At 43.0% G+C, this 26,406-nt stretch carries 36 protein-coding genes; 35 read left to right on the forward strand and 1 reads right to left on the reverse strand.

What is annotated here, in order from left to right; translation table 11 throughout:
- Nucleotides 1-17 precede the first annotated feature (17 nt).
- The 28 genes from rpsS to BUB85_RS03325 all read left to right on the forward strand — a co-directional run bounded on the left by rpsS (nucleotide 18) and on the right by BUB85_RS03325 (nucleotide 17,307).
- The gene (gene rpsS / locus BUB85_RS03190; protein ID WP_073104937.1) at nucleotides 18-299 is read left to right on the forward strand and encodes a 30S ribosomal protein S19; all 282 of its coding nucleotides are present in this window, start codon (nucleotides 18-20) and stop codon (nucleotides 297-299) included.
- Nucleotides 300-324: 25 nt separating this feature from the next.
- The gene (gene rplV / locus BUB85_RS03195) at nucleotides 325-711 is read left to right on the forward strand and encodes a 50S ribosomal protein L22 (protein WP_073104943.1); all 387 of its coding nucleotides are present in this window, start codon (nucleotides 325-327) and stop codon (nucleotides 709-711) included.
- Nucleotides 712-722: 11 nt separating this feature from the next.
- Nucleotides 723-1,379: a 30S ribosomal protein S3 gene (rpsC, locus tag BUB85_RS03200; protein ID WP_073104948.1), complete on the forward strand. Its 657-nt coding sequence runs from the start codon at nucleotides 723-725 to the stop codon at nucleotides 1,377-1,379.
- A gap of 2 nt (nucleotides 1,380-1,381) precedes the next feature.
- The gene (rplP, locus tag BUB85_RS03205) at nucleotides 1,382-1,819 is read left to right on the forward strand and encodes a 50S ribosomal protein L16 (RefSeq protein ID WP_073104954.1); all 438 of its coding nucleotides are present in this window, start codon (nucleotides 1,382-1,384) and stop codon (nucleotides 1,817-1,819) included.
- Nucleotides 1,809-2,012 (forward strand): 50S ribosomal protein L29, encoded by a 204-nt coding sequence (gene rpmC, locus BUB85_RS03210; protein ID WP_073104961.1) that lies wholly within the window; start codon nucleotides 1,809-1,811, stop codon nucleotides 2,010-2,012. Before rplP ends, rpmC begins: the two co-directional genes overlap by 11 nt.
- A gap of 128 nt (nucleotides 2,013-2,140) precedes the next feature.
- The gene (gene rpsQ, locus BUB85_RS03215) at nucleotides 2,141-2,395 is read left to right on the forward strand and encodes a 30S ribosomal protein S17 (protein ID WP_408607064.1); all 255 of its coding nucleotides are present in this window, start codon (nucleotides 2,141-2,143) and stop codon (nucleotides 2,393-2,395) included.
- Between the two features lie 42 nt (nucleotides 2,396-2,437).
- Nucleotides 2,438-2,806 carry a 50S ribosomal protein L14 gene (rplN, locus tag BUB85_RS03220; RefSeq protein ID WP_073104967.1) on the forward strand — a complete coding sequence of 123 codons (369 nt, stop codon included), beginning with the start codon at nucleotides 2,438-2,440 and terminating at the stop codon, nucleotides 2,804-2,806.
- 12 nt (nucleotides 2,807-2,818) lie between these two features.
- Nucleotides 2,819-3,130, forward strand: a complete 312-nt coding sequence (gene rplX, locus BUB85_RS03225; RefSeq protein ID WP_073104974.1) for a 50S ribosomal protein L24 — start codon at nucleotides 2,819-2,821, stop codon at nucleotides 3,128-3,130.
- Between the two features lie 23 nt (nucleotides 3,131-3,153).
- Nucleotides 3,154-3,693, forward strand: a complete 540-nt coding sequence (gene rplE, locus BUB85_RS03230; RefSeq protein ID WP_073105165.1) for a 50S ribosomal protein L5 — start codon at nucleotides 3,154-3,156, stop codon at nucleotides 3,691-3,693.
- Nucleotides 3,694-3,708: 15 nt separating this feature from the next.
- Nucleotides 3,709-3,894, forward strand: a complete 186-nt coding sequence (locus tag BUB85_RS03235) for a type Z 30S ribosomal protein S14 (protein ID WP_073104981.1) — start codon at nucleotides 3,709-3,711, stop codon at nucleotides 3,892-3,894.
- Nucleotides 3,895-3,966: 72 nt separating this feature from the next.
- Entirely contained in the window at nucleotides 3,967-4,368 is a 402-nt protein-coding gene (rpsH, locus tag BUB85_RS03240; RefSeq protein ID WP_073104986.1) for a 30S ribosomal protein S8, read from the forward strand.
- Nucleotides 4,369-4,580: 212 nt separating this feature from the next.
- Nucleotides 4,581-5,123: a 50S ribosomal protein L6 gene (gene rplF / locus BUB85_RS03245; RefSeq protein WP_073104989.1), complete on the forward strand. Its 543-nt coding sequence runs from the start codon at nucleotides 4,581-4,583 to the stop codon at nucleotides 5,121-5,123.
- 17 nt (nucleotides 5,124-5,140) lie between these two features.
- A complete protein-coding gene (gene rplR / locus BUB85_RS03250) occupies nucleotides 5,141-5,509 on the forward strand; it encodes a 50S ribosomal protein L18 (protein WP_073104992.1) in 369 nt (122 codons plus the stop codon).
- A gap of 14 nt (nucleotides 5,510-5,523) precedes the next feature.
- On the forward strand, nucleotides 5,524-6,033 hold the full coding sequence (gene rpsE, locus BUB85_RS03255; RefSeq protein ID WP_073104995.1) for a 30S ribosomal protein S5: 510 nt from the start codon (nucleotides 5,524-5,526) through the stop codon (nucleotides 6,031-6,033).
- Between the two features lie 14 nt (nucleotides 6,034-6,047).
- Nucleotides 6,048-6,227: a 50S ribosomal protein L30 gene (gene rpmD, locus BUB85_RS03260; protein WP_073104998.1), complete on the forward strand. Its 180-nt coding sequence runs from the start codon at nucleotides 6,048-6,050 to the stop codon at nucleotides 6,225-6,227.
- Nucleotides 6,228-6,287: 60 nt separating this feature from the next.
- On the forward strand, nucleotides 6,288-6,728 hold the full coding sequence (gene rplO / locus BUB85_RS03265) for a 50S ribosomal protein L15 (RefSeq protein WP_073105001.1): 441 nt from the start codon (nucleotides 6,288-6,290) through the stop codon (nucleotides 6,726-6,728).
- Nucleotides 6,728-8,089: a preprotein translocase subunit SecY gene (secY, locus tag BUB85_RS03270; protein WP_073105004.1), complete on the forward strand. Its 1,362-nt coding sequence runs from the start codon at nucleotides 6,728-6,730 to the stop codon at nucleotides 8,087-8,089. Before rplO ends, secY begins: the two co-directional genes overlap by 1 nt.
- 132 nt (nucleotides 8,090-8,221) lie before the next feature.
- On the forward strand, nucleotides 8,222-8,866 hold the full coding sequence (locus BUB85_RS03275; protein ID WP_073105007.1) for an adenylate kinase: 645 nt from the start codon (nucleotides 8,222-8,224) through the stop codon (nucleotides 8,864-8,866).
- 4 nt (nucleotides 8,867-8,870) lie between these two features.
- On the forward strand, nucleotides 8,871-9,137 hold the full coding sequence (locus BUB85_RS03280) for a KOW domain-containing RNA-binding protein (RefSeq protein WP_073105010.1): 267 nt from the start codon (nucleotides 8,871-8,873) through the stop codon (nucleotides 9,135-9,137).
- The gene (gene infA, locus BUB85_RS03285) at nucleotides 9,124-9,342 is read left to right on the forward strand and encodes a translation initiation factor IF-1 (RefSeq protein ID WP_004607275.1); all 219 of its coding nucleotides are present in this window, start codon (nucleotides 9,124-9,126) and stop codon (nucleotides 9,340-9,342) included. The genes BUB85_RS03280 and infA overlap by 14 nt, the downstream gene beginning before the upstream one ends.
- Before the next feature lie 159 nt (nucleotides 9,343-9,501).
- Complete coding sequence (rpmJ, locus tag BUB85_RS03290) at nucleotides 9,502-9,615, forward strand: 50S ribosomal protein L36 (protein WP_073105013.1); 114 nt, start codon at nucleotides 9,502-9,504, stop codon at nucleotides 9,613-9,615.
- Nucleotides 9,616-9,967: 352 nt separating this feature from the next.
- A complete protein-coding gene (rpsM, locus tag BUB85_RS03295; RefSeq protein WP_073105016.1) occupies nucleotides 9,968-10,336 on the forward strand; it encodes a 30S ribosomal protein S13 in 369 nt (122 codons plus the stop codon).
- Nucleotides 10,337-10,528: 192 nt separating this feature from the next.
- The gene (gene rpsK, locus BUB85_RS03300) at nucleotides 10,529-10,924 is read left to right on the forward strand and encodes a 30S ribosomal protein S11 (RefSeq protein ID WP_073105020.1); all 396 of its coding nucleotides are present in this window, start codon (nucleotides 10,529-10,531) and stop codon (nucleotides 10,922-10,924) included.
- Nucleotides 10,925-10,990: 66 nt separating this feature from the next.
- Nucleotides 10,991-11,584: a 30S ribosomal protein S4 gene (gene rpsD, locus BUB85_RS03305; protein WP_073105024.1), complete on the forward strand. Its 594-nt coding sequence runs from the start codon at nucleotides 10,991-10,993 to the stop codon at nucleotides 11,582-11,584.
- A 32-nt stretch (nucleotides 11,585-11,616) separates the two neighbouring features.
- Nucleotides 11,617-12,576 carry a DNA-directed RNA polymerase subunit alpha gene (locus BUB85_RS03310; RefSeq protein ID WP_073105027.1) on the forward strand — a complete coding sequence of 320 codons (960 nt, stop codon included), beginning with the start codon at nucleotides 11,617-11,619 and terminating at the stop codon, nucleotides 12,574-12,576.
- A gap of 111 nt (nucleotides 12,577-12,687) precedes the next feature.
- Nucleotides 12,688-13,224, forward strand: coding sequence for a bL17 family ribosomal protein (locus tag BUB85_RS03315; RefSeq protein ID WP_073105030.1), 537 nt, complete (start codon nucleotides 12,688-12,690; stop codon nucleotides 13,222-13,224).
- Nucleotides 13,225-13,581: 357 nt separating this feature from the next.
- Nucleotides 13,582-16,203, forward strand: a complete 2,622-nt coding sequence (gene adhE, locus BUB85_RS03320; RefSeq protein WP_073105034.1) for a bifunctional acetaldehyde-CoA/alcohol dehydrogenase — start codon at nucleotides 13,582-13,584, stop codon at nucleotides 16,201-16,203.
- A 345-nt stretch (nucleotides 16,204-16,548) separates the two neighbouring features.
- Entirely contained in the window at nucleotides 16,549-17,307 is a 759-nt protein-coding gene (locus tag BUB85_RS03325; RefSeq protein ID WP_073105037.1) for an aminoglycoside phosphotransferase family protein, read from the forward strand.
- Nucleotides 17,308-17,377: 70 nt separating this feature from the next.
- Here BUB85_RS03325 and BUB85_RS03330 read toward each other — a convergent pair whose 3' ends face one another.
- Complete coding sequence (locus BUB85_RS03330; RefSeq protein ID WP_073105041.1) at nucleotides 17,378-18,481, reverse strand: coiled-coil domain-containing protein; 1,104 nt, start codon at nucleotides 18,479-18,481, stop codon at nucleotides 17,378-17,380.
- 182 nt (nucleotides 18,482-18,663) lie between these two features.
- On the opposite strand from BUB85_RS03330, the gene BUB85_RS03335 reads away from it, so the two are divergent.
- The 7 genes from BUB85_RS03335 (at nucleotide 18,664) to mutY (ending at nucleotide 26,344) form a co-directional block, all read left to right on the forward strand.
- Nucleotides 18,664-19,497 carry a Cof-type HAD-IIB family hydrolase gene (locus BUB85_RS03335; RefSeq protein ID WP_073105044.1) on the forward strand — a complete coding sequence of 278 codons (834 nt, stop codon included), beginning with the start codon at nucleotides 18,664-18,666 and terminating at the stop codon, nucleotides 19,495-19,497.
- A 27-nt stretch (nucleotides 19,498-19,524) separates the two neighbouring features.
- A complete protein-coding gene (locus tag BUB85_RS03340; protein WP_073105047.1) occupies nucleotides 19,525-20,349 on the forward strand; it encodes an undecaprenyl-diphosphate phosphatase in 825 nt (274 codons plus the stop codon).
- Nucleotides 20,350-20,529: 180 nt separating this feature from the next.
- Complete coding sequence (locus BUB85_RS03345) at nucleotides 20,530-21,351, forward strand: transporter substrate-binding domain-containing protein (protein ID WP_073105051.1); 822 nt, start codon at nucleotides 20,530-20,532, stop codon at nucleotides 21,349-21,351.
- Between the two features lie 39 nt (nucleotides 21,352-21,390).
- Entirely contained in the window at nucleotides 21,391-22,080 is a 690-nt protein-coding gene (locus BUB85_RS03350; RefSeq protein ID WP_073105054.1) for an amino acid ABC transporter permease, read from the forward strand.
- Complete coding sequence (locus BUB85_RS03355; protein ID WP_073105058.1) at nucleotides 22,070-22,819, forward strand: amino acid ABC transporter ATP-binding protein; 750 nt, start codon at nucleotides 22,070-22,072, stop codon at nucleotides 22,817-22,819. The genes BUB85_RS03350 and BUB85_RS03355 overlap by 11 nt, the downstream gene beginning before the upstream one ends.
- A 127-nt stretch (nucleotides 22,820-22,946) precedes the next feature.
- Entirely contained in the window at nucleotides 22,947-24,374 is a 1,428-nt protein-coding gene (locus BUB85_RS03360; RefSeq protein ID WP_073105061.1) for an SH3 domain-containing protein, read from the forward strand.
- A 203-nt stretch (nucleotides 24,375-24,577) separates the two neighbouring features.
- Nucleotides 24,578-26,344 carry an A/G-specific adenine glycosylase gene (gene mutY, locus BUB85_RS03365; RefSeq protein WP_073105065.1) on the forward strand — a complete coding sequence of 589 codons (1,767 nt, stop codon included), beginning with the start codon at nucleotides 24,578-24,580 and terminating at the stop codon, nucleotides 26,342-26,344.
- The last annotated feature ends 62 nt before the right edge of the window (nucleotides 26,345-26,406 follow it).

The following is a 26,406-nucleotide window of genomic DNA, read 5'->3' on the forward strand; positions in this document are numbered from 1 at the left end:
CAAGGAGGTTAGAACCTATGGCTCGCTCACTTAAAAAAGGACCATTTGCAGACGAAAGTTTACTGAAAAAAGTAGACGCTATGAACGCTGCAGGTGATAAATCAGTTATTAAGACATGGTCTCGTCGTTCTACAATCTTCCCGAGTTTCGTTGGACACACACTTGCTGTCCACGACGGAAGAAAACATGTGCCGGTATACGTTACAGAGGACATGGTTGGACACAAACTCGGAGAGTTTGTTGTAACAAGAACATACAGAGGTCACGGAAAAGACGAAAAGAAATCAAGAGTAAGATAATACATTTTGAAAGGAGGGTTCATCCATGGCAAAAGGACATAGATCCCAAATCAAGAGAGAAAGAAACGCTGTTAAAGATACAAGACCTTCAGCGAAAATCTCTTATGCTAGAATCTCAGTACAGAAAGCATGCTTCGTTTTAGATGCAATCAGAGGTAAGGATGTGCAGACAGCACTTGGTATTTTAGCTTACAATCCAAGATACGCTTCAAGTGTGATAGAGAAATTATTGAAATCAGCAATCGCAAACGCTGAAAACAACAACGGTATGAATGTTGAGAACCTTTATATTGAAGAGTGTTTTGCAAATAAGGGACCAACAATGAAGAGAATTAAACCAAGAGCACAGGGTAGAGCTTATAGAATCGAAAAGAGAATGAGCCACATCACTGTCGTGCTGAATGAAAGATAAGGAGGGACATAATGGGACAGAAAGTTAATCCTCATGGCTTAAGAGTCGGTGTTATTAATGACTGGGATTCTAAATGGTACGCAGAAGACAAATTTGCAGATTATTTAGTAGAAGACCATGCAATCAGAACATTTCTTAAGAAGAAATTATATAGCGCTGGTGTTTCAAAGATCGAGATCGAAAGAGCATCAGACAGAGTTAAAATCATCATCTACACAGCAAAACCTGGTGTCGTAATCGGTAAGGGCGGTTCAGAGATCGAGAAAGTGAAAGCTGAATTAGCACAGTTTACAGACAAGAAGTTAGTTGTAGATATCAAAGAAATCAAAAGACCGGATAAAGATGCTCAGTTAGTAGCAGAGAATATCGCTACTCAGCTTGAAAATCGTATTTCTTTCAGACGTGCAATGAAATCCTGCATGTCAAGAACTATGAAATCAGGAGCTTATGGTGTGAAGACATGCGTTTCAGGACGTCTCGGCGGAGCTGATATGGCTCGTACAGAGTTCTACAGCGAGGGAACTATTCCGCTTCAGACATTAAGAGCTGACATTGACTATGGATTCGCTGAAGCAAACACAACTTACGGTAAAGTTGGTGTTAAGGTATGGATCTACAAAGGCGAAATTCTTCCAACTAAAGCAACTAAGGAAGGGAGCGGTAAATAATTATGTTAATGCCTAAAAGAGTAAAACGTCGTAAACAATTCCGTGGTTCTATGAAGGGTAAAGCTCTCAGAGGAAACACGATTTCAAATGGTGAATATGGTATCGTTGCAACGGAGCCGTGCTGGATCCGCTCAAATCAGATCGAGGCAGCCCGTGTAGCTATGACTCGTTACGTAAAACGTGGTGGTCAGGTTTGGATCAAAATATTCCCAGATAAACCAGTAACACATAAACCTCTTGAAACTCGTATGGGTAAAGGTAAAGGTGCGTTAGAGTACTGGGTAGCCGTAGTGAAACCGGGACGTGTAATGTTCGAGATCGCCGGAGTACCAGAGGAAACAGCTAGAGAAGCACTTCGTCTTGCAATGCACAAATTACCTTGCAAATGCAAAATCGTTTCTAAAGCACAGTTAGAAGGCGGTGATAACAGTGAAAATTAAGACATTTGTACAGGAATTAAAAGGCAAATCCGTTGAGGAATTGAATGAAGAATTAGTAGCTGCTAAGAAGGAATTATTCAACCTGAGATTCCAGAATGCGACTAATCAGTTAGAAAATACAAGCAGAATTAAAGAAGTAAGAAAAAATATCGCTAGAATCCAGACTGCAATTACTGAGGCTGGCAGAGACTAAGCGTGATTGTCGAAGTATTTAACGAGGCCGGCACGATAGTCGTTCTTGGAGTTTAACAAAGCTTTTTGAGTTTAGCGAGAAGAACTTCCCTGGTGCTGCTCATGAATCAAGAGAAAGGAGATTTATCCGTGGAAAGAAATTTAAGAAAAACCCGTACAGGTAAGGTTGTAAGCAACAAAATGGATAAAACAATCGTAGTTGCAGTAGTTGACCACGTAAAGCATCCTCTTTATAAGAAAATTATTAAAAAGACTTATAAATTGAAAGCTCACGATGAAGCAAACGAATGCAACATTGGAGATACAGTAAAAGTTATGGAGACAAGACCGTTGTCAAAAGACAAAAGATGGAGACTTGTTGAAGTTATGGAAAAAGCAAAATAAAGTTTATGTTATTAAGCAAATATTTGAAGGAGGTTTACCTGCATGATACAACAAGAAAGTAGACTTAAAGTAGCAGACAATACAGGTGCTAAAGAATTACTTTGTATCCGTGTTATGGGCGGTTCTACAAGAAGATACGCCAGCATCGGAGACGTTATCGTTGCCACTGTTAAAGATGCAACACCAGGCGGCGTTGTTAAAAAAGGTGATGTCGTTAAAGCTGTAGTTGTACGTACTGTAAAAGGTGCCCGTCGTAAAGATGGTTCTTACATCAGATTCGACGAGAATGCTGCTGTAATTATAAAAGATGACAACAATCCAAGAGGAACTCGTATTTTTGGACCAGTAGCAAGAGAGCTTCGTGATAAACATTTTATGAAAATTGTTTCATTAGCTCCAGAAGTACTATAAGGAGGTGCCTAGATGTCAACAATGAAAATTAAAAAAGGTGATATGGTTAAAGTAATCGCCGGCAAAGACAAAGATAAAGAAGGCAAAGTTATTGCTGTAGATAAAAAAGCAAACAAAGTCTTAGTGGAAGGTGTCAACATGCTGACAAAACATACAAAACCAAGTATGGCAAATCAGAATGGCGGAATCATCCACCAGGAAGGTCCTATCGATGCTTCTAACGTAATGTACATTCACAAAGGTCAGGCTACAAGAGTCGGATTTAAGATGGATGGAGACAAAAAAGTACGTGTTGCAAAGAAAACAGGAGACGTTATAGATTAATTTGAGGAAGGAGGTCCATGACTTTGAGTAGACTGAAAGAAACATATCAGAATGAGATCGTTGACGCAATGATCAAAAAATTTGGATATAAAAATATTATGGAAGTGCCAAAGATTGATAAGATCGTTATCAATATGGGTGTTGGCGAAGCAAAAGAAAACAAAAAAGTTTTAGAGTCGGCTGTTGCTGATCTTGAGAAAATCACAGGACAGAAAGCGGTTCTGACAAAAGCTAAAAACTCTGTAGCTAACTTCAAACTTAGAGAAGGTATGGAAATTGGCTGTAAAGTTACTTTAAGAGGCGAGAGAATGTATGAGTTCGCTGATCGTCTGATCAACCTTGCACTGCCTCGTGTACGTGACTTCAGAGGAGTTAACCCGAACGCATTTGACGGAAGAGGAAACTACGCTCTCGGAATTAAAGAGCAGCTGATCTTCCCGGAAATCGAGTACGATAAGGTTGACAAAGTAAGAGGTATGGATATTATTTTTGTTACAACTGCAAAAACAGACGAAGAGGCACGTGAATTATTAAGATTATTCAACATGCCATTCACAAAGTAAAACAGGAGGTAAATCATGGCTAAAACATCTATGAAAATTAAACAAAAACGTCCAGCTAAATTCTCTACAAGAGAATACAGCCGTTGCAGAATCTGCGGACGTCCACATGCATATTTAAGAAAATATGGAATCTGTCGTATTTGCTTCCGTGAGTTAGCATATAAAGGACAAATCCCAGGAGTACGCAAGGCTAGTTGGTAAACAGGCCCTTTACACCGAGAGAAAGTACTTTTCACGGTGCAGCAACAAGGACAAAGAAGGAGGAATAAATTCATGACTATGAGTGATCCAATCGCAGATATGCTTACAAGAATCCGTAATGCAAACACTGCTAAACATGATACAGTGGATGTTCCTGCATCAAAGATGAAAATCGCAATCGCGAACATTTTGTTAGATGAAGGATATATTCAGAAATATGACGTCGTAGAAGATGGTAACTTCAAGACAATCAGAATCGCATTGAAATACGGTGCTGATAAGAATGAAAAAGTTATTTCAGGTCTTAAGAGAATCTCTAAACCGGGACTTCGTGTATACGCAAGCAACGAAGATCTTCCTAAGGTATTAGGCGGACTCGGAACAGCAATCATCTCAACGAACCAGGGCGTAATCACAGACAAAGAGGCTAGAAAGCTGAATGTCGGTGGAGAGGTACTCTGCTTCGTTTGGTAGGCACTGAACACTTGACGAGGTCAAGCGTCAGCGCTGTCCGAGTCTGGTGAGAAGGCCGTTCTTGGATCTTGGCGAGGCATTGTCGAGCTTAGAGAGAAGAACATCCTTGTGAAATGCAAGGTTGACTAAAAGACAAAGATAGATATTACACAAGCAACTGAAAACAGAGCAGACAAGCATCTGCTCCGAAAATCTAAGTTAGGAGGTACGGTATGTCACGTATAGGAAGACTGCCAATCACAATTCCTGCAGGAGTTACTGTAGAGATTGATGAAAATAACAAAACGACCGTGAAAGGTCCTAAGGGAACTCTTGTAAAAGAGCTCGCGCCAGAGATGGAAATCAAACAGGAAGGAACAGAAATTACTGTTTCAAGACCAAATGATTTAAAGAGAATGAAATCATTACACGGTCTTACAAGAACACTGCTCAATAACATGATCATTGGTGTTACAAACGGATACGAGAAAGTTCTGGAAGTAAACGGAGTAGGTTACAGAGCAGCAAAGCAGGGTAAGAAGTTAACATTGAGCCTTGGTTATTCTCATCCAGTAGAGATGGAAGATCCAGAAGGACTGGAGACAGTTCTCGAGGGACAGAACAAAATCACTGTTAAAGGTATCGATAAAGAAAAAGTAGGCCAATACGCAGCGGAAATCAGAGATAAGAGAAGACCGGAGCCATACAAGGGCAAAGGTATTAAATATGCTGATGAAGTTATCAGACGTAAAGTTGGTAAGACTGGTAAAAAATAATTAAGGAGAGTGTGAAAATGGTTAGCAAAAAATCAAGAACTAAAGTTCGTATTAACAAGCATAGAAAATTACGTAACCGTTTCAGCGGTACTGCTGAAAGACCACGTTTAGCTGTGTTCAGAAGCAATAACCACATGTATGCTCAAATTATTGACGATACAGTTGGAAATACACTAGTTTCAGCTTCTACTCTTCAGAAAGAAGTAAAAGCAGAAGTAGAAAAAACTAACAACGTTGATGCAGCAGCATACTTGGGTAAGGTAATTGCAGAGAAAGCAAAAGAAAAAGGAATTACAGATGTTGTCTTTGATAGAGGCGGCTTTATATATCAGGGTAAAATCAAAGCATTAGCAGACGCAGCAAGAGAAGCTGGTCTTAATTTCTAGAAGGGAGAACACATATGAATCAGGAACGTATTGATGCTAGTCAATTAGAACTAGAAGAAAAAGTAGTATCAATTAAACGTGTTACAAAAGTTGTTAAAGGTGGACGTAACATGCGTTTTACAGCATTAGTTGTTGTCGGCGACGGCAACGGACATGTTGGAGCAGGTTTAGGAAAAGCAACTGAAATCCCAGAAGCCATTCGCAAAGGAAAAGAAGACGCAGCTAAGAAGTTAATCAATGTGTCTTTAGATGAGAACGGCAGTGTAACACATGATGTAATCGGAAAATTCGGTGGTGCTTCCGTGCTGCTCAAGAAAGCTCCGGATGGTACTGGTGTTATCGCCGGCGGACCGGCTCGTGCAGTTATCGAGCTTGCAGGTATCAAAAATATCCGTACCAAATCATTGGGATCAAACAATAAGCAGAACGTAGTTCTTGCAGCGATCGAAGGCTTGAGCGCAATCAAGACTCCGGAAGCAGTTGCAAAACTCCGTGGCAAATCAGTAGAAGAAATTTTAGGATAGGAGGACTTCTTAAAATGGCAAATTTGAAAGTTACATTAGTAAAGTCTACTATCGGATCTGTACCGAAGCACAAAAAAACTGTTGAAGCATTAGGCTTAAAGAAAATGCACCAGACAGTTGAGCTGCCGGACAACGCAGCAACAAGAGGTATGGTACAGCAGGTTAGACATTTGGTAAAAGTGGAAGAAGCATAATTAATAGAATCTTATTGGAATAAAGTCAATAAGCAAGAAATAAGATAAGGAGGTAATATCATGGACTTATCAAACTTACGCCCGGCAGACGGGGCAAAGCATAGCGATAATTTCAGAAGGGGCCGCGGACACGGTTCTGGAAATGGTAAGACAGCTGGTAAGGGTCACAAAGGTCAGAAAGCTCGTTCAGGAGCAACAAGACCAGGCTTTGAAGGTGGTCAGATGCCATTGTATAGAAGAATACCAAAAAGAGGTTTCACATGCAGAAACTCTAAGACAATCGTTGGTATTAATTTAAGTGCATTAGAGGCATTTGAAGATGGCGCAACAGTATCTGTTGAGACATTGATCGAAAGCGGAGTTGTTAAAAATCCGAAAGATGGCGTTAAGATTCTTGGAAATGGAGAATTAACTAAGAAGCTTACTGTTCAGGCTAATGCGTTTAGTGCAAAAGCAGCAGAAAAGATCGAAGCTCTTGGTGGAAAAGCAGAGGTGATCTAATGTTCCAGACTATTCGAAAAGCATTTCAAATTGAAGACATCAGAAGAAGAATTTTTTACACATTTTGTATGCTTGTCGTTGTCAGACTCGGGTCAGAACTACCCACACCAGGCGTTGATCCAACATATATTCAGAATTTTTTCGCGAACCAGACCGGTGATGCATTCAATTTCTTTGATGCATTTACCGGCGGTTCCTTTACATCGATGTCAGTGTTCGCACTGAGCATCACACCGTACATTACATCTTCTATCATCATGCAGCTGCTCACAATTGCGATTCCAAAACTGGAAGAGATGCAGCGTGACGGTGAGGATGGAAGAAAGAAAATTGCGGCAATCACACGTTACGTGACGGTTGCGCTTGCATTGATTGAATCCACGGCGATGTCGATAGGATTTGGACGCCAGGGACTTCTTGTTGAGTATACCTGGTATAATGCAGCAATTGTAGTGCTCACGTTGACGGCAGGTTCTGCATTCCTGATGTGGATCGGTGAGAGAATCACAGAGAAGGGTGTCGGAAACGGTATTTCAATCGTACTGTTGATCAACATCATTTCCCGTGTACCGGATGATTTCGTTTCCCTGTTTGAACAGTTTGTAAAAGGGAAAACCGTTGCAAAGGGAGCTCTCGCAGCAATCATTATTCTTGTGATTGTGGTAATGCTTGTAGTATTCGTTATCATTCTGCAGGATGGTGAGAGAAGAATTGCGGTTCAATACTCACAGAAAGTACAGGGAAGAAAGACGTATGGCGGTCAGTCAACTCATATTCCATTGAAGGTGAACACAGCAGGTGTTATTCCGGTTATCTTCGCATCATCACTGATGCAGTTCCCGGTAGTTATCGCAAGCTTCCTCCAAAAAGGAAACGGCAGTGGAATCGGCAGCCAGATATTAAAAGGAATGAGCTCCAGCAACTGGTGCAATCCGGATCAACCGATTTATTCGATCGGGCTGGTAGTGTATATCATTCTGACAATATTTTTTGCATATTTCTACACTTCGATTACATTTAATCCGTTAGAGATTGCAAATAACATGAAAAAAAGCGGTGGTTTCGTACCGGGTATCCGTCCGGGAAAACCAACTGTAGAATATTTACAGAAGATTTTGAATTATGTAATCTTCATCGGTGCATGCGGACTTGTCATCGTACAGGTCATCCCGTTCTTCTTTAATGGAGTATTCGGGGCAAGCGTTTCCTTTGGTGGAACATCTCTGATCATTATCGTTGGTGTTGTCCTTGAGACAATCAAACAGGTAGAATCCCAGATGCTCGTACGTAATTATAAAGGATTCCTCAATGCAGATAAATCATCTTCTGGATTAAGCAGCACCAGCTTTTTAGGTTACTAGAAACTGTTTAGAATTAGCTCGTAGAATTTATACGGAAGTATGAAGTCTACGAGTTAAAGTGCTATATGGCACTTTGGACATTTGCGTAGATAATCTCTCCTTCGGAGGCATTACAAGTTATGGAGGTTAAGTATGAAAATAATCATGTTAGGCGCGCCTGGAGCAGGTAAAGGAACACAGGCAAAAAAAATTGCTGCAAAATACAGCATTCCACATATCTCAACAGGGGATATCTTCCGTGCTAATATAAAAAATGGTACAGAACTTGGTAAAAAGGCAAAAACATATATGGATCAGGGACTTCTGGTACCGGACGAACTGGTTGTTGATCTTGTTGTTGACCGTGTGAATCAAGAAGACTGTGCAAACGGTTATGTTCTGGATGGTTTTCCGAGAACAATTCCACAGGCAGAAGCGCTGGATAAAGCACTGGCTTCACTTGGACAGAAGGTTGATTATGCAATCAATGTGGAAGTCCCGGATGAAAATATCGTGAATCGTATGTCGGGACGCCGCGCCTGTGTTGGATGTGGGGCTACATATCATTTGGTATATGCACCTACGAAGGTGGAGGGAATCTGTGATACGTGTGGGAAAGAACTGATACTGAGAGACGATGACAAGCCGGAAACGGTCAAAAAACGTCTCGGAGTTTACCACGATCAGACACAGCCGCTGATTGATTATTATACAAAGCAAGATATTTTAGTCGAAGTAGATGGTACAATTGATATCAATGATGTGTTTGCTGCAATCGTAAAAATCCTGGGAGAATAAGAAGATGTCTGAATGCAAACCGGGAATGCTTGTCAGATCGCTTGCCGGTCATGACAAAGGCAGCATATATATCATACTTCGTGTAGAAGATAATCATGTGATTCTGGCAGATGGAAAGTACAAAACCATCTGCCGGAGTAAAAAGAAAAACAGGAAGCATATACAGATTATATGCAGGCAGTATGATATTGCTGCAATGAATGATGTAGAGATAAAGAAAACAATCAAAGATTATGAAATGGAAAGAGGATTAGGGCATGTCAAAAGCTGACGTAATTGAAATTGAAGGAACTGTAGTAGAAAAATTACCAAATGCAATGTTCCAGGTTGAACTGGAAAACGGACATCAGGTACTGGCTCATATCAGTGGAAAGCTGCGTATGAACTTTATCAAGATTTTACCTGGAGATAAAGTAACATTGGAATTGTCTCCTTATGATTTATCTAAGGGAAGAATTATCTGGAGAGATAAATAAGAGTACGGTACAGGCAAAAAAATATTAATATATGAATAGGAAACAGGTATTGACACCCGTATAATTGGGTGCTATAATGTTAAAGCGCTGTTTTGGAGAAAGTGCGTCCAAATATAGCCGGAAACGTAAGTAGAGCAAAGGATGGAAGGAGGATTTACCATGAAGGTTAGATCATCAGTAAAACCAATTTGCGAGAAATGCAAAATCATTAAAAGAAAAGGATCTGTCAGAGTAATCTGTGAGAATCCGAAACACAAACAGAGACAAGGCTAAATCTAGAGCACTTAGTGAGGTATCTCACGAACTTAGTGCGAAGATTGTTCAAGGGAACTTGGCGAGGTAGTTTCGAGCCTAGTAAATTGAACATCCTTATAAAAAGTTTATGTTTGTGACAAATTAGGCGGCTGATAGCATGACACACCAGGCGGTGTGGAGAGCTATTTAATATACAATACACGTAAAGTGTTCACTGTATATTGCTTAAAATACCCGGCAGGTCATTTGCGGTGCAACCGTTGTCGGGAAAGGGTATTCTCGAACCAGAGAGTGCCTGGGAGTTGTAAAATGCCAGACTCCCCAGTTTGGGACAATATTAATCAATAATTCAAAATGGAGGAAAGAACACATGGCTCGTATTTCAGGTGTAGACTTACCAAGAGACAAACGTGTAGAAATCGGTTTGACTTATATCTACGGAATTGGTAGAACAAGTGCAACCCGTATCTTAGCAGCAGCAGGAGTAGATCCTAACACACGCTGCAGAGATCTGACAAGTGATGACGTAAAGAAAATCAGTGAAGTGATCGATGAGACTCAGACAGTAGAAGGTGATCTTCGTAGAGAAATCCAGCTGAACATCAAGAGATTGAAAGAAATCGGATGTTACAGAGGAATTCGTCATAGAAGAGGACTTCCTTGCCGTGGTCAGAAGACAAAGACTAATGCAAGAACATGTAAAGGTCCTAAGAGAACAGTGGCGAATAAGAAGAAGTAGAACACTTAATGAATGCAGGCTGTTAAGCACAGCATGAATTTAGTGAGAACTTTGTTCGAAAGAACTAAGCGAGAGATTATCGAGCTTGGTGATAAGGCGTGTCTTTGTGAATTATCGCATGGAGGCGGCGATACCCCCGGGGTAATCGAACTACAACATTAATATGAAAAATAAAGAAAGTAGGTTAGTTTAATGGCTAAGAAAGTTACCAAAAAAGTGACAAAGAAACGTGTCAAGAAAAACGTTGAACGCGGACAAGCACACATCCAATCATCTTTTAACAATACAATTGTTACATTGACAGATGCTCAGGGAAATGCTCTTTCATGGGCAAGTGCAGGCGGTCTGGGATTTAGAGGTTCAAGGAAATCTACTCCTTATGCAGCACAGATGGCAGCTGAGACAGCAGCTAAAGCAGCATTAGTACATGGTCTGAAATCAGTAGACGTATTTGTTAAGGGACCAGGTTCAGGTAGAGAAGCAGCAATCCGTGCACTTCAGGCATGCGGTATTAACGTAACAAGTATCAAGGACGTAACTCCGGTTCCACATAACGGATGCCGCCCACCAAAACGTAGAAGAGTATAGTTTTTTTTATACGAACAAGAAGCGATGCGGATGGCGAATGTCCGCTTAATAATTAGGAGGTAGAACATGGCAGTAAATAGAGTTCCGGTTCTTAAGAGATGTAGATCATTAGGTATGGATCCAATCTATTTAGGAATTAATAAAAAGTCTAACAGACAGTTAAAAAGATCAAATAGAAAAATGAGCGAGTATGGTCTTCAGTTACGCGAGAAGCAGAAAGCTAAATTTATCTATGGTGTATTAGAAAAACCTTTCAGAAACTACTACAAAAAAGCGAAAAAGATGAACGGTATGACCGGTGACAATCTTATGATTCTTCTTGAGTCAAGATTAGACAACGTTATGTTCCGTATGGGACTTGCAAGAACAAGACGCGAAGCAAGACAGATCGTTGACCACAAGCATGTATTAGTGAATGGAAAACTGGTTAACATCCCATCTTATTTAGTAAAAGCTGGCGATACAATTGAAATCAAAGAAAAACACAAAGGATCACAGAGATATAAAGATATCTTAGAAGCTACAGGCGGAAGTATGGTACCTGAGTGGTTGGATGTTGATGCAGAAAACTTAAAAGGTTCTGTAAAGGCTCTTCCTCTCAGAGAAGTAATTGATGTTCCTGTTGATGAGATGTTGATTGTCGAGTTATATTCTAAATAATAGGATATAAGCCCATAAGGAGGGTCTGTGTAGTGTTTGATTTTAATAAACCGAATATTGAAATTACTGAAATTTCTGATGATAAAAAATATGGAAGATTCGTAGTAGAACCACTCGAGAGAGGCTACGGTACTACACTCGGTAATTCATTGAGAAGAATCATGCTCTCCTCGTTGCCGGGAGCTGCGATCAGCTCTGTAAAGATTGACGGAGTTCTTCATGAATTCAGTTCAATCCCGGGAGTGAAAGAGGATGTTACCGAGATTATTATGAATCTGAAAACATTGGCTATCAAAAACACTTCAGAATCTGATGAACCAAAGACTGCATATATTGAATTCGAAGGAGAGGGTGTTGTAACAGGCGCCGATATCCAGGTGGATTCTGATATTGAAATTATGAATCCGGAAACCGTTATTGCAACACTTAGCGGTGGTAAAGATAGCAAATTATACATGGAACTCACCATTACAAAGGGTAGAGGATATGTGAGTGCAGAAAAGAACAAGACAGATGATCTGCCGATCGCAGTTATTCCTATTGATTCTATCTACACGCCGGTTGAGCGTGTGAATCTCACTGTTGAGAATACACGTGTTGGTCAGATTACTGACTTTGACAAGCTGACATTAGATGTATACACCAACGGAACACTTCTTCCGGATGAGGCGGTCAGCCTGGCAGCAAAAGTACTTAACGAACATCTGAGATTGTTTATCGATTTATCTGAGGTTGCACAGGCAGCTGAGGTTATGATCGAGAAGGAAGATGACGAGAAGGAAAAAGTTCTCGAGATGAGCATTGATGAACTGGAGTTATCTGTCCGTTCATACAATTGTCTTAAGAGAGCCGGTATCAATACCGTGGAAGAATTGACGAATAAGACATCCGAAGATATGATGAAGGTTCGTAACCTTGGTCGTAAATCATTAGAAGAAGTTTTAGCGAAATTAAAAGAGCTCGACCTGAGTTTGAGTCAGGGCGAGGAATAAATCCCTGGATACTGATAATTATCACAGATAAGCCCGAAGTGCTCTGTGAGTCATTCATGCAGTAAGCCCGAAGCGCATGTCTGAGTGATCAAAGATGGAGGAATTAGAACAATGGCAAAATATAGAAAACTTGGCAGAACAGCAAGCCAGAGAAAAGCTTTATTAAGAAACCAGGTAACAGCATTACTGAACAACGGTAAAATTGTTACAACAGAAGCTAAAGCAAAAGAGATCCGCAAGATCGCTGAAGGCCTCATTGCTATGGCAGTTAGAGAAAAAGACAACTTTGATGAAGTTACTGTAACAGCTAAGGCTGCCCGCAAGGACAAAGATGGCAAGAGAGTAAAAGAAGTTGTTGATGGAAAGAAAGTTACTGTATATGATGAAGTAGAGAAGAAGATCCAGAAGGATCAGCCGAGCAGACTTCATGCAAGAAGAGAGATGTTAAAAGTTCTTTACACAGTAAAAGAAGTTCCGGAAAAAGCTGCAGGTAAGAAGAAAAATACAAAAGAGATCGATCTTACAGAAAAATTATTCAACGAGATCGCTCCAAAGTACGCAGACCGTAAAGGTGGCTACACAAGAATCGTAAAGATTGGCCAGCGTAAAGGTGATGCAGCTATGGAAGTATTGATTGAATTAGTTTAATCATAAACTTATGAAGAGATAATGTGCCATTGATGATGGCACATTGTCTCTTTTTCTTATCAGAGGGTTCAGAAACAAAAGTAAGATTTACTGAGATCGGGCAAGCCTGTGCATTAATCTGAACGGAGAGAAGTGAGACAGATTGCGAATGCCCGCTTTATTCAAAGATATTGTGCAAAATAAATAAGAAAATCCTACAGTGAGACTCGAAATGATCAAAAATAAACAACATTGACAAATTAATAACAAATCGTATTGACAATTAATTAACAATCTGATATTATGATTTTAGCTTAAAGCAGGGCATAAAAAACGATAGTGAAAACAGTAATCAACATTATTGGAGGAAAGAAAAAAATGGCTAAGAAAAAAGAAGCAGAAGTAGCAGTTCCAGAAATTATCGACAGCACAGAGGCACTCACAGCTAGACTGAACGCAATGAGAGAGGCACAGAAAGTATTCGCAACTTTCACACAGGAGCAGGTAGATAAGATCTTTTACGAGGCTGCTATGGCAGCAAACAAAGCTCGTATTCCATTGGCTCAGATGGCAGTAGAAGAGACTGGAATGGGTATCGTAGAAGACAAGATTATCAAGAATCATTACGCAGCAGAGTATATTTACAATGCATATAAAGACACAAAGACATGTGGCGTAATCGACGAAGATCCGTCATTCGGCATCAAGAAAATCGCAGAGCCTATCGGTGTAATCGCAGCGGTTATTCCGACTACAAACCCGACTTCTACGGCAATTTTCAAAACATTGATTTGTCTGAAGACACGTAACGCAATCATCATCAGCCCACATCCACGTGCAAAGGGATGTACAATCGCAGCTGCAAAGGTTGTTCTGGAAGCAGCAGTTAAAGCCGGAGCACCAGAAGGAATCATCAGCTGGATCGACGTACCTTCACTGGAACTTACAAACCAGGTAATGCATGAAGCAGATACAATTCTTGCAACAGGTGGTCCTGGAATGGTTAACGCAGCATACTCATCAGGTAAGCCGGCACTCGGTGTTGGAGCAGGTAATACACCTGTAATCATCGATGAGACAGCAGATATCAGAATGGCAGTAAACTCTATCATTCATTCAAAAACATTTGACAATGGTATGATCTGTGCATCAGAGCAGTCAGTTACAGCACTGGCAAGCGTATACGATGCAGTAAAACAGGAATTCCAGGCAAGAGGATGCTACTTCCTGAAACAGGGAGAGCTTGAGAAAGTTAGAAAAACAATCATCATCAATGGCGCTCTGAACGCAAAAATCGTTGGACAGTCTGCATTTACAATCGCAGCACTGGCTGGTGTAAAAGTTCCAGAAACAGCTAAGATCCTGATCGGTGAGGTTGAGTCTGTCAACATCGAAGAAGAGTTTGCACACGAGAAACTCTCTCCGGTTCTTGCACTGTACAAAGCAAAAGATTTTGATGATGCACTCACAAAAGCTGAGCAGCTTGTAGCTGACGGTGGTTATGGACATACATCATCATTATACATTCATCCTGCACAGACAGAAAAGATCGCAAAGCATGCAGCAGCAATGAAGACATGCCGTATCGTGATCAACACACCTTCTTCACATGGTGGAATTGGTGACCTTTACAACTTTGGAATGGCTCCTTCTCTGACACTTGGTTGTGGATCATGGGGTGGAAACTCTGTATCTGAAAACGTTGGTGTAAAACACTTGATCAATATTAAGACAGTAGCTGAGAGGAGAGAGAACATGCTTTGGTTCAGAACACCTGAAAAGGTTTACTTTAAGAAAGGCTGTATGCCGGTTGCGTTAGATGAGTTAAAGACAGAACTTCACAAGGAAAAGGCTTTCATCGTAACAGACAGCTTCCTGTATCAGAATGGTTATATTGCTCCAATCGAAGCAAAATTAGACGAGATGGGAATCCAGCATACATGCTTCTTCGAAGTAGCTCCAGACCCGACACTCCAGTGCGCACAGAAGGGTGCTGACGCAATGAAAGCATTTGCACCGGATACAATCATCGCTGTTGGTGGTGGTTCAGCAATGGATGCAGCTAAGATTATGTGGGTAATGTATGAGCATCCAGAAGCTAATTTCGAAGATATGGCTATGGACTTCATGGATATCCGTAAGAGAGTATTTAAGTTCCCTAAGATGGGCGAGAAAGCTTATATGATAGCAATCCCAACCTCTTCAGGAACAGGCTCAGAGGTAACACCTTTCGCAATCATCACAGATGCAGAGACAGGTACAAAATGGCCACTCGCAGACTACGAACTCCTTCCGAACATGGCAATCGTAGACGTAGACAACATGATGAACCAGCCGAAGGGTCTGACAAGCGCATCTGGTATCGACGTTATGACACATGCAATCGAGGCATATGTATCAATCATGGCTTCTGATTACACAGATGGTCTTGCACTGAAAGCAGTGAAGATGGTATTTGATAACCTTCCTTCAGCATACGAGAACGGAGCAAATGATCCTCACGCAAGAGAGATGATGGCAAACGCATCTTGTATGGCTGGTATGGCATTTGCAAACGCATTCCTTGGACTGAACCACTCAATGGCTCATAAATTAGGTGCATATCATCACCTGCCACATGGTGTTGCAAATGCAGTAATCCTGACAGAAGTTATGCGCTACAATGCAGCAGAAGTACCGACTAAGATGGGAACATTCTCTCAGTATCAGTACCCACATGCACTTGCAAGATACGCTGAATTAGGACGTTTTGCAGGATGCCAGGGTAAGGATGACCAGGAAGTATTTGAGAACTTCATCAAGAAATTAGATGAATTAAAAGACTTCATCGGAATCAAGAAAACAATCAAAGATTACGGTATCAAAGAGGAAGACTTCCTTGCAACATTGGACGAGATGGTAGAGAATGCCTTCAACGATCAGTGTACAGGAGCTAACCCAAGATATCCACTGATGAAAGAAATCAAAGAAATGTACCTGAAATGCTACTACGGTAAATAAATAGTAAACAGGCAGTAAAGTATAAGCTGCGCACATCTCATAAAAGGGATGTGCGCAGTTTTTTGGTATAATAGAAAAATCCTTGGAGTTCCTGTTATGTAAAAACATTCCGAGCGGGATGCATATTGCCGCAAGAGAAAAATGACCACAGGTGCGACCGCGGATAAGGAATCATGGATCCGGGAGTCAAGGATTATAAAAAACCATAAGCGTTAAATAATTAACAATATAATACTGCGTAAAAATATTGTTAAAAATTATTCAAAAAACTATTTACAAATGCTTCCGGTGGGTGTATTATGTCAATAACAAATAAAAACAACAGTTTTTCAGGAGGTAAAGGCCATGAAATTAGAAAAAAATAACATTATCGTTGAGCGCACATACAAACAGGTTTATCGTTGTGAAGAAGGCATCGCTAAAGTTTTTGACAAAAAGAAATATACAAAAGCAGATGTACTCAATGAAGCGTTAAATCAGGCAAGAATTGAAGAGACCGGACTGGACGTTGCACCACTGAAGGAAGTGTCGGAAGTAGATGGAAAATGGGCGCTCCTTATTGAGGAGAAAAAGGGAAAAACACTGGCGGAAATGATCGAAGTAGATCCGAAGAATCTCGCAAAATATATGAGTGATTTTGTAGATCTTCAGTTAGAAATTCACAGCAAAAAGGCTCCGTTACTGAACAAATTAAAAGATAAATTATCACGTCAGATCAACAGTCTGAAGGATTTGGATGCAACAGCTAGATACGAGCTTCTCACCAGACTTGAGAGCATGCCAAAACATGACAAGGTCTGCCATGGTGACTTCAATCCGAGTAACGTAATCGTTGCGAAAAACGGAAAGATGTCCGTTGTTGACTGGGCTCATGCAACGCAGGGCAATGCAAGTGCAGATGCAGCTATGACATATCTCCTGTTTGCGTTGAAGGATCAGTCTGCAGCAGATATCTATCTTGACACATTCTGCAAGAAGAGTGACACAGCAAAACAGTACGTACAGCGTTGGCTTCCAATCGTGGCGGCAGCTCAGCTCACGAAGGATAATGAGTTCGAAAAAGATTTCCTGATGAAGTGGATCGATGTAATGGATTATCAATAGAAATAAATTGACTATAATTAATAGCTGCCGTATTTACGGCAGCTATTAGTTTTTGTAAGGTCATATTAAATTACCAGCTCTGGAAAAATACATTCCCACCAACATCGATTCCGGAATGTCCGGTCCATGATGATAAGAAGTAATAGCAGTCACTGACTGATGCGAGTCTTGCACCATTTAACGCATCTTGGGCCACCTGGTAAGCCAGGTCGGTATTGCCGGATGCAAGAGCATTTTCAAGACGTCCGGTCATGGCTGGCTCGAACTGTCCCGGAGCAAATACGACTCCGCTGATGGTGTTCGGGAAAGCACTGCTGTTGACACGATTCATAATGACTGTTGCAACTGCGAGCATGTAATCATACTGCTGATAAGCTTCGCAGGCAAGAATTGCTGCAAAGACATCTAATTCGCTTGCATCCACGGAAATGGGAGAGCCGACATTTACTGAACCGGATTCACTTCCATCCACCTGAACACCGGAACCGCTCGCCGCGGCTGCCTCGGCCGCCGCAACTGCCGCAGCTTGAGCCGCGGCCTCCTCTGCAAGCCGTTGTGCTTCAGCTGCACGGGCATCTGATAACTGTGAATTGAAAGCGGCAAGATCGGTGGAAGTTTCTGCGGCCTTTCGCTCTAATTCAGCCTGTTTGTCCGTCGCATCATTCTGAACCTGAAGGAGGTAATCCTGCTGTGTCTCCAGAGTCTCCTGTTCTTGTGCGATAGCAGCCTGTGTATTCTGTAACTCTGTGATCATATTTCGGTCGTAGTCACTCACGTTCTGGATGAAATCAGCCTTGTTGAGAAAGTCTGTCATATCCTCTGCGGAACAAAGCATCTCCAAAAAAGATGAATCTCCGGTTTCATACATATATTTGATACGGGATTTCATGTCTGCGTACTGCTGGTCTTCTTTGGCGTGTGCGTCAGCCAGATCAGCCTGTGTTCTTGCAATCTCGCCGGAGACACTTTCAACCTGCCATTGAAGATTGTGGATCTCGTCACTGATTGACACTAATTCGGTGTTGATGTCCGATAACTGATTTTGTAAATTGGAGGTCTGATTCTCCAGATTCTGGACATCGGTTGCCTGTACAGATAGCGTGGAACCCAATAAAGCAAAAGTACAAGCCAGTGTGATACATGAACGTAACCTGCATTTTGTTGTTTTTTTCATGATTATTTTTCCTTTCTAAAAAAGTTTGCCTGTGTATTATACTACAAATTGCTTTATTAAGCAAATTTTGATAGAATGAATTATAAGTTTAGCCGTCTGCATTACAAAATGCGAAAGTAAATTGTAAAGGAAAAAGTGTAAATGATAAACTGCAGGAGATAAAATATGGAAGGAATCAGATAATGAAACGGAAAATAAAAATGATAGGCATGGATCTGGATGGAACATTGCTGACGACAAAAAAAGAATTACTTCCTTATACAAGGGAGATCCTTCGGAAAGCAATTGACCAGGGTGTGGTGGTCCTTGCCGCAACTGGCCGTGCATTGAGTGGTGTTCCACAGGAACTATTGGAGTTCCCGGGAATGCGGTATGTAGTGACTGCCAATGGAGCAAGAATCATAGATCAGCAATCAGAGAATATGATATTATATGAGAAGCTTTTGCCGTTAGAAAAAGCAAACCAGTTGTTGGATGTTTTTCGCAAATATGATACACTGTTAGAGGTATATTTTGATGGACGTGGATATGTGAGCAGAGAGCATCTCAATAAGCTGAGCCACTATGTGCCTGATCCATATATGGTAAATTACATATCCAGAACACGGACATCGGTGGATGATCTTGAAGCATTGATTCAGGAAAAGCAGGCACCGATGGACAAGGTGCAGGCGCTGTTTTATGATTTGAAGGAGAGGCAGACTGTACTTGATGAGATTGAACAGTGGAATGATGTCTCGGTTGCCCATGCACTGGCGATGAACATTGAGGTGAATGCCGGCGGGGTCAATAAGGGATCAGCGATGCTGAGACTGGGGGAGATGCTTGGAATCCGCCGCGAAGAAATCATGGCGTGCGGAGATGGAAACAATGATCTTGACATGCTGAAGACCGTGGGATTTGCGGTTGCGATGAAAAATGCAGAAAGTTCTGTGAAGGCCGCAGCCGATTATATTACAGGAACGAATGATGAGCAAGGGGTGGCAAAAGCAATCGAGCATTTTGTGCTCAGGTAGTTTGTACTCAGACAAGGAGGAGAGTATATGTTAGAGGCGTTAAAGGTAATCATACTTGGTATTGTGGAAGGAATCACAGAGTGGCTTCCAATCAGCAGTACCGGACATCTGATTTTGGTGGAAGAATTTGTTAAACTGAATCTGAGCGACGCATTTGTGGCGATGTTCAATGTGGTGATTCAATTGGGAGCAATTTTGGCGGTGGTTGTGATTTATTTCCATAAGCTGAATCCGTTTTCCCCGAAAAAGAGCGAGAAACAGAGGAAGCTGACGATTCAGTTGTGGATAAAGGTATTGATTGCATCGGTTCCGGCAGCGATTATTGGTCTGTTGTTCGATGACTTTATTGACGAACATTTTATGAATTATGTGGTTGTGGCGATCATGCTGATCGTGTACGGTGTATTGTTTATCGTCGTGGAGAAACGGCATGAGGGTGTGGAGCCACAGGTGAAACGGCTGACGGAACTGACAATTCCCATGGTGCTGATCATCGGCGTGTTCCAGGTGCTGGCTCTGGTACCGGGAACCTCCCGTTCAGGTGCGACGATTATTGGAGCACTGCTGATTGGAACTGCTCGAAGCGTTGCCGCTGAGTTTACATTTTTCCTGGCAATCCCGGTTATGTTCGGGGCGAGCTTTCTTAAGATTGTAAAGTTCGGATTTCATTTTACAGGAGGAGAGTTCGGACTGCTGATGCTGGGGTGCGTGGTGTCGTTTGTGGTTTCGTACTTTGCCATCAAATTTTTGATGGGATATATCAAAAAGCATGATTTTAAAGTGTTTGGATATTACAGGATTGTTCTGGGAATCCTGGTGCTGGCGTATTTTGGGATCACGTCATTGTTTTAAGACTGCCGTGCATATGGCAGGGAGCATCCAAAGCGTCAGGAAGGCATAAGAAGAATATAGAAGTGGCGAGGACGCAGCGGATTGTGAAATCGCCACTTGTTTTTTGCCCGAAACATGGTAGAATGAAAAAGTGTATATTTATACAGAGATTAGAAGTAAATTCAGAGGAGGAATTATATTATGAAAATGAAAAAGATTTTGAGTGCGGTTCTTGTGGCAGCGTGTGCCGTATCTTTGGCAGCATGTGGCGGTTCCGGTAAAGAGAGCGGTTCTGCAGCGTCAGGCTCCACATCGGCAAAGATCGAGACCCCGGATGATTTGGAGGGCAAGAAGATTGGTGTTCAGACAGGTACGACAGGAGATCTGTACGTCACAGATGATTACGGCGATGAGAGTGTAGAGCGCTACAACAAAGGATTTGAGGCAGTACAGGCTCTGACACAGGGGAAAATCGATGCAGTGGTAATCGATGACCAGCCGGCCAAGACATTTGTGGAGGAGAATAAGGGACTGAAGATTCTTGATACTGCATACACCGAAGAGGATTATGCAATGTGCTTCAAGAAGGACAGTGAGCTTGTGCCTCAGTTCAACACAGCAATCAAGGAATTAAAAGAAGACGGAACATTTGACCAGATTGTAAGCTACTATATTGATGGTGAAGAGAGCGGAGAAGCTGTTCGTTATGAGTCACCTGCGGATACAGACAGAAGCAAAGGATCTCTTGTGATGGCTACAAACGCTGAGTTCCCGCCATATGAGTATTATGAGGGGGATGCAGTTGTCGGCATCGACGCAGATTTCGCACAGGCAATCGCGGACAAGCTGGGAATGGAATTGAAGATCGAAGACATGGCATTTGACTCTATCATCACAGCAGTGCAGGGCGGAAAAGCTGATTTTGGCGCAGCAGGTATGACCGTGACTGAGGAGAGAGCAACGCAGGTTGATTTCACAGACAGCTACTATACAGGACGTCAGGTTATCATCGTAAAAGAATAATCGGGACAGTTTAGAAAAAAAGAATGAGAAGGAATGAAGATGCAGAATTTCAAAGATAAATTCGTCATGGACTTTATAACAGATGACCGCTGGCACTATCTGACAGATGGTTTGAAGGTTACACTTGAGATTACATTTCTGGCAGTAATTCTGGGTGTGGTGATCGGTTTTATACTGGCGGTTGTACGCTCAACCCACGACAAGACAGGGAAGATGAAGATTGCAAATGTAATCTGCAACATCTATATTACGGTGATTCGTGGAACACCGGTCGTTGTCCAGCTGATGATCATTTATTTCGTAGTGTTCGGAAGTATGGATATTAATAAAATATTGGTTGCAATACTGGCATTTGGTATGAACTCGGGTGCGTATGTGGCAGAGATATTCCGTTCCGGAATCATGTCCATCGACGCAGGTCAGTTTGAGGCCGGACGCAGTCTGGGGTTCAACTACAGACAGACCATGATGTATATCATTATGCCGCAGGCGTTTAAAAATGTACTGCCGGCTCTCGGCAACGAGTTTATCGTATTGCTGAAGGAAACTTCTGTATCGGGGTATATTGCATTGCAGGATCTGACCAAGGGTGGCGATATTATCCGAAGCCGTACGTACGATGCGCTCCTTCCGCTGCTTGCGGTCGCTCTGATTTATCTGGTTATGGTTATGATTTTCACTAAACTTGTAAGCATACTGGAAAGGAGGCTGCGTAACAGTGATCACTAATGGAGAAGTTTTGATTAAGGTAGAGAATGTGCATAAGATCTACAACGAGGGGCGTCTGCACGCCCTCAACGGAGTGTCAAATGAGATAAAAAAAGGGGAAGTTGTCGTGGTTGTCGGACCATCCGGATCGGGGAAATCTACATTTCTTCGTTCCTTGAATCTTCTGGAGACACCGTCTACAGGAAAGATTTATTTCGAGGGTGTGGATATCACGAGTAAGAAGACGGATATCGATAAACACCGCCAGAAAATGGGAATGGTGTTCCAGCACTTCAACCTGTTTCCACACAAGACGATTATTGACAACATTACGCTGGCACCGATCAAGCTCCTGAAAAAGAGCAAGGCGGATGCCGAGAAAGAGGCGATGGAGCTGCTGAAGCTGGTTGGGCTACAGGAGAAGGCAAATGCTTACCCGTCGCAGCTATCCGGCGGACAGAAGCAGCGTATCGCGATTATCCGTTCGCTGGCGATGGATCCGGATGTGATGCTGTTTGATGAGCCGACATCGGCTCTGGATCCGGAGATGGTAGGTGAGGTTCTGGAATTGATGAAGAAGCTTGCCCGCGATGGTATGACCATGGTTGTCGTGACGCACGAGATGGGATTTGCAAAAGAGGTAGGAACCCGGGTAATCTTTATGGATGCCGGGCAGATCAAGGAAGAGGGCGTACCGAAGGAATTCTTTGAGCATCCGAAGGAACCACGGCTTCAGGACTTTTTGTCAAAGATTCTCTAACGCATAGAAACAAGACCGGGAGTACACAAAAGGAATGCTGCTTTTGGGGGACATGGAGCTCATTTGGAGAAGAATGGGCGTGTAAGATACAGGGAGATGATAAATAAAAAAGAAAGGAGATTTTACAATGAAAAAAGGATTTTATGTTGCACTGGCGGCAGTTCTGGCGTTCTCTATGGCTGGCTGTTCGTCTAAAAAAGACACGAGTGGCTCGACACCGGACAAGAAAGCGGAGGCTGTTGGCGAGGTAGACGGCTCGTTGAAGAGCTTTACGAATGGAACGCTGGTAATCACAGATGAAAAGAAGGAGGAGTTGTCCTTCAAGATTACTTCAAAGGCAAAGTTTACCTGTAAAAATATGCTTGCCGGTGACAATGTAACGGTTATCTATGATGGGAAAATCCAGGGAACAAATACGGCAAATGCGGTTGTAACTGAAGTGGAGGACAAGGGTGGAAAGACGACGGAGGCAAAGCAGCAGGAAATTGTTGGAACGCTGAAGGCATATTCGAACAACTCCCTTACGCTGAAGACGAATGACGGAAAAGAGTATGTGTTCAGCATCGTGGGTGCAAAGCAGGTATATAAAAATGGTATTGAGCCGGGAAACTGGATCCATGTCATCTATACAGGGACGATTAACGGTACAGATACATCGGGAGTCAAGGTGGTAGAAATTACTGATGACAGTGACAACGTGAAGCAGGAACAGGCAAAGGTCGCAATTAAGGACGTCAACGAAGCGGTATGGGCGACGGCATCAGTCAATGTGAGGGATAACTACACTACAAACGCAAATGTACTGGGAACACTGGCGGCCAATGATGAGGTGACGAGAACAGGAACCTGTGATAATGGCTGGTCAAGAATCACATATAATGGGAACACAGCGTATGTATATGGAGATTATCTGACAACCACTGCACCGCCCGCACCGACACAGCCGGCACCGGCTGCTGCGAATCCTCAGCCATCTCAGCCAGCACAGCCTGCACAACCTGCACAACCGGCACCCACAGGTGATGCTGGAAACACTGCAGACGCGGGTGATGCTGGAAACACCGGAGATACTGGAGATGCCGGAGATACTGCTGATGCCGGTGACAGCGGAGACAACATGCGGGTAGACGGAGGCTATGTGGTTAGCCTGACAGCGGACGGAGTATTGACACTTGACATTAATAACGCGGACTATGCATTTAATATCACGAATGCACAGCAGAATTATACAAATGGTATTCTTGTGGGAAATGAAGTGACGATCACTTACACAGGGGATATCTCAGATTCTCTCAACGCGGTAGTGTATACGGTTACAGATGCGGACAGCAACACGGATAACCAGTCTCGGATTACCGGTACAGTTCAGGGTGCCAGCATGAACAGTTTTGAACTGGCGACAGATGACAATGCAATACTTGCAATTTCTACAGATGGGGCAACAATCAATGTGGACGGGCTGACAGAGGGAAGCCGTGTTACTGTGACACTGGATCTGAGCCAGACAGTCAGCGAATCTAACTTATTTTATGCGGCACAGGTTGATCCTGAATAAGCATATTCAACTTCAAGTGCGCGGAGCACGAAGTGATGGATTGAGGAAATATCTGCTTTATCGTGCAGAATAAAAAGTAAAGATTTTGGAGAACAGATACCAAATCTGTCATACAAAAAAGAGCGGAGTGACTGAAAACAGACACTTTGCTCTTTTTTGCAAATCTGCTATACTTGTGAGAAGAAAGTGAAAGGTATAGATGCATGAATTACGAGAGAATAAAAAAAGCAAAATTTATAGAGCGTCCCAACCGGTTTATTGCCCGTGTGGAGATTGAAGGTGTACAGGAAACTGTGCATGTTAAGAACACGGGACGGTGCGCAGAATTGCTGCGTCCGGGGGCGGAGGTCTTTGTACAGGAGAGCGACAATCCGGAGCGGAAAACAAAGTGGGATCTGATCGCTGTGAAAAAAGAAGGACGGATGATCAATATGGACTCTCAGGTTCCAAATAAAGTGGTGAAGGAGTGGATCGAGGCTGGGAATTTATTTCCCGGAGCATCATTGATCCGCCCGGAGACTACGTATGGAAACTCGCGGTTTGATCTCTATGTGGAAGTGCAGGGAAGAAAAATATTTATCGAGGTCAAAGGTGTGACACTGGAGGAAGAGGGCGTAGTCCGTTTCCCGGACGCGCCGAGTGAGCGCGCAGTGAAGCATGTGGAGGAACTGGCACAGGCGGTGAAGGCGGGCTATGAGGCCTATGTTTTCTTTGTTGTACAGATGCGCGGTGTCCGTTATCTGACGCCTAATATGGATACGCATCCGGCCTTCGGGGAGGCTTTGCGCAGGGCGAAAGAAACGGGGGTACACGTAATCGCTTATGACTGTGATGTGACAAAAGACAGCATTTCCATAAGGGAGAACGTGCCTGTGGTCTTATACAGCCCTGTGCTGAAGGAGGCGGTGGAACCGCTGGTGAAGTGGTATCGCGCAAACAGACGGCAGCTGCCGTGGCGGGAGAATGTGACGCCGTACCGTGTGTGGGTGTCGGAGATTATGCTGCAGCAGACCCGTGTGGAGGCAGTAAAGCCCTATTACGAGCGATTCCTGAAGACTCTGCCCACAGTGCAGGATCTGGCTGCAGCGAAGGAGGATACTCTGCTCAAGCTCTGGGAGGGCCTTGGATATTACAACCGTATCCGCAATATGCAGAAGGCGGCACAGCAGATCGTGTATGATTACAACGGAGAATTTCCAGAGAGCTATGAGGCTATCCACTCGCTTACCGGAATCGGAAACTATACCGCCGGGGCGATCGGTTCCTTTGCATTCGGCATTCCAAAGCCCGCCGTGGACGGCAATGTGATGCGGGTGTTCTCACGGCTGACGGCAAGCTATGAGGATATCATGAAAGCAAGTGCCCGGAGTATGGCGGAAAAGGCGATTGAGGAAGTAATCCCGGAGGATGCGGTGAGTGATTTTAACCAGGGCCTCATCGAACTCGGTGCCCTCGTATGTGTTCCGAACGGGGAGGCAAAGTGCGGGATCTGTCCCCTGGCACATATCTGCAGGGCGAGGGCAGAGGGGCTTGTGGGAGAACTGCCGATCAAAAAGAAAGCAAAAGACCGCCGCATTGAGAAGCGGACGGTTCTCATTTTCAAAGATGGAGAGTCGGTTGCAATCCACAAGCGGCCGGCAGAGGGGCTTCTTGCCGGGCTTTACGAGCTTCCGAATGAACTGGGGGAGATGACGAGAAAAGAGGTCATCGAATACAGCAGAACAATCGGACTGGCGCCGATACGTGTGAAAAAACTTCCTGCTGCGAAGCATATTTTCAGCCATATAGAATGGCAGATGACCGGGTATGTGGTACAGGTAGATGAGCTGGAGAAAAACTGCAGGGAGAGCATGATATTTGCCAGTCCCGCAGAGGTGGAGAAAGAGTATTCGATTCCGTCAGCATTTTCAAAATATATGCAGTATCTTAATATCGAAGTCGGAGCCGATCGGGCAGGGCGAAAAGGTTAAAAAGGGACAGAGCAAAATGTCAATTGGGGACGTAGTAAAATTGCAATTTTACTACGTCCCCA

The sequence above is a fragment of the Hespellia stercorisuis DSM 15480 genome (assembly GCF_900142165.1).
Taxonomy (GTDB): domain Bacteria; phylum Bacillota; class Clostridia; order Lachnospirales; family Lachnospiraceae; genus Hespellia; species Hespellia stercorisuis.